1 protein-coding gene is annotated in these 2,888 nt (G+C 74.8%); it reads left to right on the top strand.

Annotated features, from left to right (window positions below; genetic code table 11):
* On the top strand, window positions 1–2,888 hold a 2,888-nt coding region (locus SSOG_RS55400; RefSeq protein ID WP_009712423.1), incomplete at both ends, for an SDR family NAD(P)-dependent oxidoreductase.

Genomic DNA, 2,888 nt, shown 5'->3' with positions numbered 1-2,888 from the left:
CGACCCCACCGAGGTCGAGGTCACCGATCTGCGCTTCCACGAACTCCTGACCATCGCCGAGCACACCGACCTCAGCACCACGGTGACCGTGGCCGCCCCCGACCGCGCCACCTGCGAGATCTTCGGACGCGACGACGAGGGCACCTGGATCCGGCAGGCCGATGCCGTACTGCGCCGCCTCGCCGCACCCGTCCGGCCCCGCCCCGCCTCCGTACGCACCCTGGCCCTGCGCCACCCCGCCCCCGTCGACCCGGCCGCCCTGTACGCCAACCTGCGGGCCCGGGGCATCGAACACGGCCCGGCGTTCAACGGCATCAGCGAGGTGCACACCTCCCGCCTCGGCAACAGCTTCTGGGCCCGGGTACGGATCCCCGAAGCCGCCCGAACTCCCGGAAACGCCCTGCGCATCCACCCCGTCCTGGTCGACCTGTGCGCCCAGCTCCTGGTCGCCGGGCTGCTGAAGGACGGCGACCAGGGGCTGGTGCTGCCCGTCGGGATCCAGACCGCCCGCGTCCTCGGCGACCCCGCCACCGCCGTCTACTGCCACGCCCGGCTGACGGCCGAGTCCACCGCCGGGACTCTCGTCGGCCATATCCGGCTGCTCGACGGGGAAGGGCGCCCCATCCTCGCCATCGACGGCCTGCGGATCGCCCGCCGCGCCGTCCAGCAGACCACCGAGGTCGACCAGTGGTTCCTGGAGATCGGCTGGAAACGCGCCGAGCCGCCCGCCCCGGACGACGCCCGCCCGCCCGGCCACTGGCTCATCGTCGGCGAGGGCGACGGCACCGCCCACACCGCGTCCGAAGCGCTGCGCGCCGCCGGAGCCACCACCCGGCTCTGGGAGCCGCCCCTGGACGACACCCCGCTCGACGCCCTCCGCGAGGACTTCACCGCCCGGCTCACCGGACCCGGCGCCCTGCCGCGAGGCGTCGTCCTCCTGTGCGCCGCCCCGCCACGTACCGACGGTCCCGAGGACACGCAGGCCGACGACAGCGACGACAGCGGCGGCGATGCCCTGCGCCGCACCCGGCGGCTGCTCGCCACGGCCCAGGCCCTCGCCGCGGCCCCGGCCGGGCCCAACGGACCGCCGCGCCTGTACGCCGTCACCCGGGGCGCCCGGGCCGTGACACCCGAGGACATGCCCGACCCGGCGCAGAGCGCACTGCGCGGACTGGTGCGCGTCCTCGCGTACGAACACCCCGAACTGCGTGCCACCCTGGTCGACACCGACCCGGCCGCACCGCTCGACCTCGTCCCCGAACTCCTCGCCGACGCCGCCGAGGACGAGATCGCGCTCCGCGACGGAACACGCCACACCGCCCGGCTCGCCTACGCACCCCTGACCGACACCGAACGCACCACGGCCGCCGCCCGCACCGTGCGCTGCGGCACCGACGGCTTCCGGCTGCGGGCCGGCCGCCTCGGCGACCTCGGCACCCTGGAACTCGCCACCGCCGAACGGCGGCCTCCAGGCCCCGGCGAGGCCGAACTGCGCGTGCTGGCCGCGGGCATGAACTTCCGCGATGTCCTCACCGCCATGGGCCTGCTCCCCGGCGACCGGGACGTCCGCTACCGGCTCGGCTTCGAATGCGCGGGTGAGGTGACCGCCGTCGGCCCCGGCGTCGACCACGTCCGCGTCGGCGACCGGGTCGTCGCGGCCGACGCACGCGGCGGCGCCTTCGGCTCCTTCACCGTCGTACCCGCCGACTGCACCGGCCCCATCCCGGACGGCCTCGACCCGGCCACCGCCGCCGGACTGCCCCTCGCCTTCATCACCGCCTGGTACGCGCTGCGCCACGTCGCCCACGTCACGGCGGGCGAACGGGTGCTGATCCACTCGGCCACCGGCGGCACCGGACTGGCCGCCATCGCCGTCGCCCGGCTGCTGGGCGCCGAGGTGCTGGCCACCGCGGGCAGCGAGGACAAACGCCGCTATCTGCACTCCATGGGCATCACCCATGTCATGGACTCCCGCTCGCTCGACTTCCGCGACGAGATCAGGGAGGCCACCGGCGGCGAGGGCGTCGACGTCGTCCTCAACTCGCTGTCCGGCGCGGCCATCCGGGCCGGTCTCGAATCGCTGCGCCCCTTCGGCCGCTTCATCGAACTCGGCGTCCGCGACATCCTCTCCGACGCCCCGCTCGGACTCTCACCCCTGCGCCACAACATCACCTTCAGCACGGTCGACCTGGTGGAACTCCAGACCTCCCGCCCCGCGGTGTTCGCCGCCATGCTGCACGAGGTGCTCGACGAGTTCGCCGCGGGCCGCCTCAAGCCGCTGCGCTGCACCACCTATCCGCTGGCCGATGTCACCGAGGCGTTCCGGCAGATGGCGGGCGCCCGCCACCTCGGCAAACTGGTACTGACCCTCCCGCAGCAGGGCGAGATCAGCGCCGTCCTGCCCGACGGGCCCCTCCCGGTGCGCCCGGGCGGCACCTATCTGATCACCGGCGGCCTGCGCGGGCTCGGCCTGGCCACCGCCCGCTGGCTGGCCGCCCAGGGCGCGGGCCACCTCGTGCTCAACGGCCGTACCGCACCCCTGGCCGCCGACGCGCAGACGCTCGCCGAACTGTCGGCCACCGGCACCCGGATCACCGTCATCCTCGGCGACATCGGCCGCCCCGGCACCGCCGACCGGCTGGTGACCGCCGCCACCAGGGACGGGGCACGGCTCGACGGCGTCGTCCACTGCGCCATGGTCCTCGACGACGCGGCGGTCACCAACATCCACGACGACCAGCTGCACCGGGTGTGGACACCCAAGGTCACCGGGGCGTGGCGGCTGCACCGGGCCACCGCCGGGATGCGGCTCGACTGGTTCGCGGTGTTCTCCTCCATGGCCTCGCTGCTCGGCAACCCCGGGCAGGGCGCATACGCCGCCGCGAACG

Origin of the sequence: Streptomyces himastatinicus ATCC 53653, assembly GCF_000158915.1 — a bacterium.
In the GTDB taxonomy this organism is placed as follows: domain Bacteria; phylum Actinomycetota; class Actinomycetes; order Streptomycetales; family Streptomycetaceae; genus Streptomyces; species Streptomyces himastatinicus.
This window is presented reverse-complemented; position numbering and strand designations above follow the sequence as displayed.